Genomic DNA, 8,183 nt, shown 5'->3' with positions numbered 1-8,183 from the left:
AAGGAAGAGGTGCGGTCCGCCCGCCCCCTCCCCACCCCCCTCAGCATCCCCTCCAAGGAGGCCCCGCATGGATGCAGCAACCTCGGACCCGGCAGAGGACCAGACGATCCACATCCTCTGGATCAACGCCGGACTCAGCTGTGACGGCGACTCGGTCTCCCTCACCGCCGCGATGCAGCCGAGCATCGAGGAGATCGTCACGGGCGCCCTGCCGGGCCTGCCCAAGGTGGCCGTGCACTGGCCCCTGATCGACTTCGAGTGCGGTCCCGTCGGCGGCGCCGACACCTTCGTCGAATGGTTCTTCAAGGGCGAGCGCGGCGAGATCGACCCGTTCGTGCTCGTCGTCGGGGATCCCCAACGAGTCCATCAAGCCCGAGGGCTACTGGTGCGGCTTCGGCGACGACCCCCGCACCGGCCAGCCGATCACCACCAGCGAATGGATCGACCGGCTGGCCCCCAAGGCCCTCGCCGTGGTCGCCATCGGCACCTGCGCCACCTACGGCGGCATCCACGCCATGGAGGGCAACCCGACCGGAGCCATGGGCGTCCCCGACTACCTCGGCTGGGACTGGACCTCCCGGGCCGGCATCCCGATCGTCTGCGTACCCGGCTGCCCCATCCAGCCCGACAACTTCTCCGAGACCCTGACCTACCTGCTGTACCAGGCGGCGGGCTCGGCCCCGATGATCCCCCTCGACGACAAGCTCCGCCCGACCTGGCTGTTCGGGCAGACCGTCCACGAGGGCTGCGACCGCGCCGGCTTCTACGAGCAGGGCCAGTTCGCCGAGAGCTACGACTCCCCGCAGTGCCTGGTCCGGCTCGGCTGCTGGGGGCCCGTCGTCAAGTGCAACGTCCCCAAGCGCGGCTGGATCAACGGTGTCGGCGGCTGCCCCAACGTCGGCGGCATCTGCATCGCCTGCACCATGCCGGGCTTCCCCGACAAGTTCATGCCGTTCATGGACGCGCCCCCCGGCTCCATGGTGTCCGCGAAGGCCAGCGGAGCCTACGGGGCCGTCATCCGCCGGCTCCGCGCCGTCACCCAGCACACCGTCGACCAGGAACCCAAGTGGCGGCACGCCGGCCGCAAGCTCACCACCGGCTACCGCCCGCCCTGGTGACCGGGCCCCCACCCCGGTCCGATCCCACTCCACTCCGTAGCGAACGAAGGGTCACGGCACAGACGATGGCACCGAAGACGAACGCGGCCGGCGACGGCAGCGGCCTGGTCGAGATGGCCTGGGATCCGATCACCCGGATCGTGGGCAGCCTCGGCATCCACACGAAGATCGACTTCAAGCAGAAGCGCGTCGCCGAGTGCTACAGCACCTCGTCGGTCTTCCGCGGCTACAGCGTCTTCATGCGCGGCAAGGACCCCCGTGACGCGCACTTCATCACCAGCCGCATCTGCGGCATCTGCGGGGACAACCACGCCACCTGCTCCGTCTACGCGCAGAACATGGCCTACGGGGTCAAGCCGCCCCACCTCGCCGAGTGGATCATCAACCTCGGCGAGTCGGCGGAGTACATGTTCGACCACAACATCTTCCAGGAGAACCTGGTCGGGGTCGACTACTGCGAGAAGATGGTCCGCGAGACCAACCCCGGCGTCCTCGAACTCGCCGAGCGCACCGAGGCCCCGCACGCCGGCGACCACGGCTACCGCACCATCGCCGACATCATGCGCTCCCTCAACCCCATCGAGGGCGATTTCTACCGCGAGGCCCTCCAGGTCAGCCGCTACACCCGCGAGATGTTCTGCCTGATGGAGGGCCGCCACGTGCACCCCTCCACCCTCTACCCCGGAGGCGTCGGCACCATCGCCTCCGTCCAGCTCTTCACCGACTACATGAGCCGCCTCATGCGGTACTGCGAGTTCATGAAGCGCGTCGTCCCGCTCCACGACGACCTGTTCGACTTCTTCTACGAGGCCCTGCCCGGCTACGAGGAGGTCGGCCGCCGGCGCGTCCTGCTGGGCTGCTGGGGCGCCCTCAACGACCCCGAGCACTGCGACTTCACCTACGCCAACATGACCGACTGGGGACGGAGGATGTTCGTCACCCCGGGCGTCGTCGTCGACGGCAAACTGGTCACCAACGACCTCACCGAGATCAACCTCGGCATCCGCATCCTGCTCGGCAGCTCGTACTACGACGACTGGGAGGGCCGCGAGCAGTTCGTCACCCACGACCCCCTCGGCAACCCCGTCGACCCCCGCCACCCCTGGAACCAGCACACCATCCCCGCCCCGCAGAAGCGCAACTTCGACGACAAGTACAGCTGGGTCATGTCCCCCCGCTGGTTCGACGGCAAGGACCACCTCCCGCTCGACACCGGCGGCGGCCCCATCGCCCGCCTGTGGTCCACCGCCCTGTCCGGCCTCGTCGACGTCGGCTACGTCAAGGCCACCGGCCACAGCGTGGTGATCACCCTGCCGCGCACCATGACCAAGCCGGAGACCACCTTCGAGTGGAAGATCCCGAAGTGGTCCAACGCCCTGGAACGCAACCGCGCCCGCACCTACTTCCAGGCGTACGCCGCCGGCATCGCCCTGCACTGCGCCGAACAGGGCCTGGCCGAGGTCCGCGCCGGACGCACCCAGACCTGGGAGAAGTTCGAGGTCCCCGACCAGTCCATCGGCTGCGGCTTCACCGAGGCCGTCCGCGGTGTCCTCTCCCACCACATGGTCATCCGCGACGGGAAGATCGCCAACTACCACCCCTACCCGCCCACTCCGTGGAACGCCAGCACCCGCGACACCTTCGGAACCCCGGGCCCCTACGAGGACGCCGTGCAGAACACCCCGATCTTCGAGGAGAACCCCCCGGAGAACTTCAAGGGCATCGACATCATGCGGGCCGTGCGCAGCTTCGACCCCTGTCTGCCCTGCGGGGTCCACATGTACGTCGGCGGCGGGAAGACCGTGAAGACCATGCACGTCCCCACCGGCCTGAGCGGACTCGGCGGATGAGCGCCGCCGCCGACGCCCGGCAGGCGGGCGCACGCGTCGAGGAGGTACTCGACCGGCTGGCCGCCTCGGGCGACCGCGCCGCCTGCGCGGCCGCCGAGGAACTCGTCCGCGTCCTCATGGAGTTCTACGGCGCCGGCCTCGCCCGGATCACCGAACGGCTCGGCGCCGGATCCCTGGCCCCGCTGCTGGACGACGACCTGGTGGCGAGCCTGCTCACCCTGCACGGCCTGCACCCCGAGGACGTCCACACCCGCGTCGAACGGGCCCTGCGCGCCGCCGGCGCCCCCGTCGAACCCCTCGGCTTCGACGAGGCCACCGGAGTCCTGCGGCTGCGCACCGCCCCCGCCACGGCCTCCGGCTGCGGCTGCGGGACCGGCGGTACGGACGCCACCCGCGCGGCTCTCGAGGACGCCCTGGCCTGCTTCGCCCCCGAGGTGACCGGCGTGGACATCGAGACGGCCGCACCCCCGCCGCCCCTGCTCCAGATCGGCACCCGCCCGCAGACCCCGGCCCGGGTGCCGTGACCGGCCCCCGCCCCCGGGGACTGCGCCGCTTCACCGGCCCCCGCCCGCCCCGCCCCGAGAGCTGCGAACTCTGCGGGACGCCCGTACCCCCGGACGGCCACCGCCACCTGGTGGAGACCGAGAAGCGGGCCCTGGTGTGCGCCTGCACCGCCTGCGCCCTGCTCTTCGACCGGCCCGGCGCCCGCACCGGCCGCTACCGGGCCGTCCCCGACCGCTACCTCGCCGACCCCGGCCACGAACTGGACGACGCCGCCTGGGAACGGCTGCGCATCCCCGTCGGCGTGGCCTTCCTCTTCCGCAACGCCGCCCTCGGCCGTCTCGTCGCCCTCTACCCCAGCCCGGCCGGAGCCACCGAGAGCGAACTCGACCCCGACACCTGGCAGTCCGTCCTCGGCGCCGGCCGGCTCGCCGGACTCCTCGAACCCGACGTGGAGGCCCTCCTGCTGCACCACACCCCCGGCCACACCACCTGCCACCTGGTCCCCATCGACCTCTGCTACGAACTCGTCGGCAGGATGCGGCTGTCGTGGCGCGGCTTCGACGGCGGCGCCGAGGCCCGGGCCGCCCTCGACGCCCTGTTCGCCCGCGTCGAGGCCCGCGCCAGGATCCTCGCGGAAGCCGGCCCCGCATGACGGACCTCACCTTCGCCTGCACCGGCGTACGGGCCGACCCGTACGCCGCCGGGCCCACCCTCGTCCTGCGGCTGCGCATCACCGCCGCGGCCCCCGCCACCCGGGTGCACGCCCTCGCCCTGCGCTGCCAGATCCGCATCGAACCGGCCCGCCGCGGCTACGGCCCCGACGAGGCCGAAGCCCTCGCCGACCTGTTCGGCGACCGCTCCCGCTGGGGGAGCACCCTGCGGCCCGTGCAGTTCGCCCAGGTCGGCCTGCTGGTGCCCGGCTTCACCGGGGAGACCGAGACCGACCTCGTCGTCCCCTGCACCTACGACATGGACATCGCCTCCACCCGGTACTTCAACGCCCTCCAGGACGGCGAGGTCCCGCTGCTGCTGCTCTTCTCCGGCACCGCCTTCACCGGTGCCGGCGGCTTCCGCGTCGAGCCCGTCCCCTGGGACCGCGAGGCCGCCTACCGGATGCCCGTCGCCGTCTGGCACGAGATGGTCGAACAGCACTTCCCCGGCTGCGGATGGCTGCGGCTGCCCCGCGACACCATGGCCGAACTGCTCGCCTACCGCTCCCGCCACGCCCTCGCCTCCTGGGAGACCACCCTGCGCGCCCTGCTGGACGCCGCCGAACCCGCCCCGCCCCCGCTCGCGCTGCCCGGGGCGCCCGCACCCCGCGTCACCGAGAGGGCGGCCCCATGACCACGACGGCCCCCACCACCACCGCCCACCGCTCCGGCCGCCGCTTCGAGGCGGCCCGCCAGGTGGCGGACGCCGTCCTCTTCGAGGGCTACGTCCTCTACCCCTACCGGGCCTCCGCCGCCAAGAACCGGATGCGCTGGCAGTTCGGCGTCCTCGTCCCGCCCGCCTGGGCCCCCGCGCAGGGCGAACACAGCCTCCAGCGCACCGAGGTCCTGATGGAGCCGCGCGGCGCCGCGACCCTCTCCCTCGAACTGCGCTTCCTGCACGCCCAGCGCCGCACCGTCCAACGGGCCCTGGACGACGGCTCCTTCACCGACACCGACGCACTCCACCTGCCCGACCGGGTCCTCGTCCCCTGGGACGAGGGCACCGAGGAACGCGTCGAACTGCGCGTCGCCGTCCCCGAACTGACGCAGAAGGAGATCGTCCTCCCCTTCACCCGCCCCGCCCGCGAGGACACCGAAGCGGTCCTCGACGACCGGGGCCGCACCGTCGGCCGCCTGGTCCGGCGCACCCAGGAGGTCGAGGGCGTCGTACGCCTGCGCGCCGAGGAACTGGACGGCCCCTACCGCGTCCTCAAGCTCACCGCCGTGGTGGAGAACACCAGCCCCTGGACCCCCGCCGAGCCCGCCGCCGCACGGGAGGAGGCCCTGCCCCGCTCACTGGTCGCCGCCCACCTCCTGCTGGGCCTCACCCCGGGCTCCTTCCTGTCCATGACCGACCCGCCCGAATGGGCCCGGCCCGCCGTCGCCGCCTGCGCGAACCTCCACACCTGGCCGGTCCTGGCCGGCGAGGACGGCCGCGCCGACGTGGTCCTCTCCTCCCCGATCATCCTGGAGGACCACCCGGCCATCGCCCCCGAGAGCGCCGGGGCGATGTACGACGCCACCGAGATCGACGAGATCCTCGCCCTGCGCACCGCCGCCCTCACCGACGAGGAGAAGCGCGAGGCGCGCGGTACCGACCCGCGCGCCGCCGCCGTGGTCGACCTGGCCGACTCCCTGCCGCCCGAGGTGCTCGAACGCCTCCACGGAGCGGTGCGCTCCCTGCGCGGGGCCACCGGGGAGAGCCTGCCCGCAGCCCCCTCCCCGGACGCCCTGTTCACCCCCGACACCCCCTGGTGGGACCCGGCCGGCGCCGGCGCCGAGGAGCCCGGGCCCGGCCGGGTCACGGTCGACGGGACGGCCGTGGGCCCCGGCAGCCGCGTGCGGCTCCGCCCCGGCCTGCGGCGCACCGACGCCCAGGACCTCTTCCTGCAGGGCCGGGCCGCACGCGTGGAGGCCGTCCTGCACGACGTCGACGGGGGAGTGCACCTCGCCGTGACCGTGGAGGGCGACCCGGGCGCCGACATCCGCCGCGAACAGGGCCGCTTCCTCTACTTCCAGCCCGACGAGGTGACCCCCCTGGAGGAGCCGTGAACGGCAGGGTCCTGATCGCCGGGATCGGCAACGTCTTCCTCGGCGACGACGGCTTCGGCGTCGAGACGGTGCGGGCCCTGTCCGCGCACGCCCTGCCCGGCCACGTGGAGGTGGCCGACTTCGGCGTGCGCGGGGTGCACCTCGCCTACCAGCTCCTGGACGGCTACGAAACCCTCGTCCTGGTCGACGCCACCGAACGCGGCGGCGACCCGGGCACCCTGTACCTGATCGAGGCGCCCGGCTCCGCCCCGCCGGGCGGCGGCCGCCCCGTGCTCGACGGCCACCACATGACCCCCGACGCGGTCCTCGGCCTGCTGAGCACCCTGTGCGCCGGCACCGGCACCAGCCCGCCCCGGCGCACGTACGTCGTCGGCTGCGAACCCGCCTGCGTGGACGAGGGCATCGGGCTGAGCGCCCCCGTGGCCGCCGCGGTGCCGCAAGCGGTACGGATGCTCCTGGACCTCCTGCGGGCCGGGGAAGCGGAGGCCGGGCAGCAGTCGGACAACCGGTGCGAACTGAGGAGAACCCCATGAAGAAGGCAGTCTTCTGCGGAGCCGTGGCCCTGGCCGCGGCCGTCGTACTCGCGCAGACCTTCCCCGACATCAAGCGCTACCTGCGGATCCGCCGCATGTGACACCCCGCGTCCGAACGGGGTACGGGGCGGGCGGCGCGTCGGCGCGCCCGCCCCGGACGTCCCGGACCTGCCGCTGTAATGAGGCCCGGCAGGACGGAGTCCGATGCACGAGATGTCGATCGCCATGGCCGTCGTGGACCAGGTGGCGGAGGCGGCCCAGGCCGGAGCGGCACGCTCCGTGAGCCGGGTGGAGCTGGAGATCGGGGAACTGGCCGGGGTCGTCCCCGACGCACTGGCCTTCGCCTTCGAACTGGCCCGCGCCGAGACCCCCCTCGAAGGCGCCGAGCTCGTCACCCACCGGGTGGCGGCCCGCGCCCGCTGCGCGTCCTGCACCGGGGAGTGGGCCGTCGGCATGCCCCCCGACCTGTCCTGCCCCGGCTGCGGGAAGGCCACCGCCGTGGAGCTCCTCACGGGGCGCGAACTGCGGATCCGCCGCGTGGTCTGGGACGACGCCCTCGAACCGATCCCCGAGGAGGCCTGACCGTGTGCCGAGAGGCCGACCTGCGACGAGCGGTGCTCGCCAAGAACGACGGCGCCGCGCAGGCGCTGCGCGCCGAACTCACCGCCCGAGGAACGACGGTGGTCAACCTGCTGTCCAGCCCCGGGAGCGGGAAGACGGCCCTGCTGGAACGGGAACTGACCCTCGCCCGGGAACGGGGCGTGCCCGTGGCCGCCCTGACGGCCGACCTGGCGACGGAGAACGACGCGACCCGGCTGGCCCGTTCGGGCGTCCCCGTCCAACAGGTCCTCACCGACGGGCTCTGCCACCTCGAAGCCCACATGCTGGGCCGTTACCTGGACGGCTGGCTCCCGCGGGACACCCGGATCCTGTTCATCGAGAACGTGGGCAACCTGGTCTGCCCGGCCTCCTACGACCTGGGCGAGTCCCTCCGCGTGGTCCTGGCCTCGGTGACGGAGGGCGAGGACAAGCCCCTGAAGTACCCGACCGCCTTCGGGCCGGCCCAGCTGGTGGTCATCACCAAGACCGACATCGCGGAGGCCGTCGGGTTCGACGAGGCCGCCTTCCGCGCCAACGTCCAGCGCGTCAACCCCGGCGTGCGGATCCTGCGCACCTCCTCCCGCTCGCAGGAGGGCACGGGTCTCCTCCTGGACCACGCCCTCGCCATCGCCGGGGGCACCCGCCCCCACAACCCGGTGATGTCCCGGCACCCGCACACCCACGACCACCCGCACCCCCACGACGACGACACCCCCACCCACGACCACCCCCACACGCACCACCACGGCCCGGCGGAGCCCCCGGCGGCGGTGGCGGCGGTTGCGGTGGCGGAGCGGCTGGGGGACGGCCCCGGGG

At 73.0% G+C, this 8,183-nt stretch carries 10 protein-coding genes and 1 pseudogene; 10 read left to right on the top strand and 1 reads right to left on the bottom strand.

Annotated elements, in window-relative coordinates:
* Window positions 1-186: hypothetical protein (locus VR44_RS47715; protein ID WP_245692510.1), on the bottom strand; the 186-nt coding region annotated here is incomplete at its 3' end.
* Between VR44_RS47715 and VR44_RS30180 the strand changes: the two are divergent.
* The 10 genes and pseudogenes from VR44_RS30180 to hypB all read left to right on the top strand — a co-directional run.
* Window positions 107-1,118 (top strand): annotated as a pseudogene (locus tag VR44_RS30180) (NADH-quinone oxidoreductase subunit B family protein). The gene VR44_RS47715 and the pseudogene VR44_RS30180 overlap by 80 nt on opposite strands.
* A 65-nt stretch (window positions 1,119-1,183) precedes the next feature.
* Window positions 1,184-2,968 carry a nickel-dependent hydrogenase large subunit gene (locus tag VR44_RS30175; RefSeq protein ID WP_045950796.1) on the top strand — a complete coding sequence of 595 codons (1,785 nt, stop codon included), beginning with the start codon at window positions 1,184-1,186 and terminating at the stop codon, window positions 2,966-2,968.
* The gene (locus VR44_RS30170; protein WP_045950795.1) at window positions 2,965-3,492 is read left to right on the top strand and encodes a hypothetical protein; all 528 of its coding nucleotides are present in this window, start codon (window positions 2,965-2,967) and stop codon (window positions 3,490-3,492) included. Before VR44_RS30175 ends, VR44_RS30170 begins: the two co-directional genes overlap by 4 nt.
* Window positions 3,489-4,124 (top strand): DUF5947 family protein, encoded by a 636-nt coding sequence (locus VR44_RS30165; RefSeq protein ID WP_045950794.1) that lies wholly within the window; start codon window positions 3,489-3,491, stop codon window positions 4,122-4,124. Before VR44_RS30170 ends, VR44_RS30165 begins: the two co-directional genes overlap by 4 nt.
* Window positions 4,121-4,816: a DUF6084 family protein gene (locus VR44_RS30160; RefSeq protein ID WP_045950793.1), complete on the top strand. Its 696-nt coding sequence runs from the start codon at window positions 4,121-4,123 to the stop codon at window positions 4,814-4,816. Before VR44_RS30165 ends, VR44_RS30160 begins: the two co-directional genes overlap by 4 nt.
* Window positions 4,813-6,234 (top strand): hypothetical protein, encoded by a 1,422-nt coding sequence (locus VR44_RS30155; RefSeq protein WP_045950792.1) that lies wholly within the window; start codon window positions 4,813-4,815, stop codon window positions 6,232-6,234. The genes VR44_RS30160 and VR44_RS30155 overlap by 4 nt, the downstream gene beginning before the upstream one ends.
* Complete coding sequence (locus VR44_RS30150; protein ID WP_045950791.1) at window positions 6,231-6,767, top strand: hydrogenase maturation protease; 537 nt, start codon at window positions 6,231-6,233, stop codon at window positions 6,765-6,767. Before VR44_RS30155 ends, VR44_RS30150 begins: the two co-directional genes overlap by 4 nt.
* Window positions 6,764-6,868, top strand: coding sequence for a DUF6893 family small protein (locus VR44_RS49255; RefSeq protein WP_384758133.1), 105 nt, complete (start codon window positions 6,764-6,766; stop codon window positions 6,866-6,868). Before VR44_RS30150 ends, VR44_RS49255 begins: the two co-directional genes overlap by 4 nt.
* A 103-nt stretch (window positions 6,869-6,971) precedes the next feature.
* The gene (locus VR44_RS30145; protein ID WP_045950790.1) at window positions 6,972-7,349 is read left to right on the top strand and encodes a hydrogenase maturation nickel metallochaperone HypA/HybF; all 378 of its coding nucleotides are present in this window, start codon (window positions 6,972-6,974) and stop codon (window positions 7,347-7,349) included.
* A 2-nt stretch (window positions 7,350-7,351) separates the two neighbouring features.
* Window positions 7,352-8,183 (top strand): hydrogenase nickel incorporation protein HypB (gene hypB / locus VR44_RS30140; protein ID WP_107072567.1); only part of this gene is annotated, 832 nt, incomplete at its 3' end.

It is taken from the genome of Streptomyces katrae (assembly GCF_000966975.1).
GTDB lineage: Bacteria > Actinomycetota > Actinomycetes > Streptomycetales > Streptomycetaceae > Streptomyces > Streptomyces katrae.
Note: the sequence above shows the minus strand (reverse complement) of the source record. Positions and strands in the feature narration are given on the sequence as shown.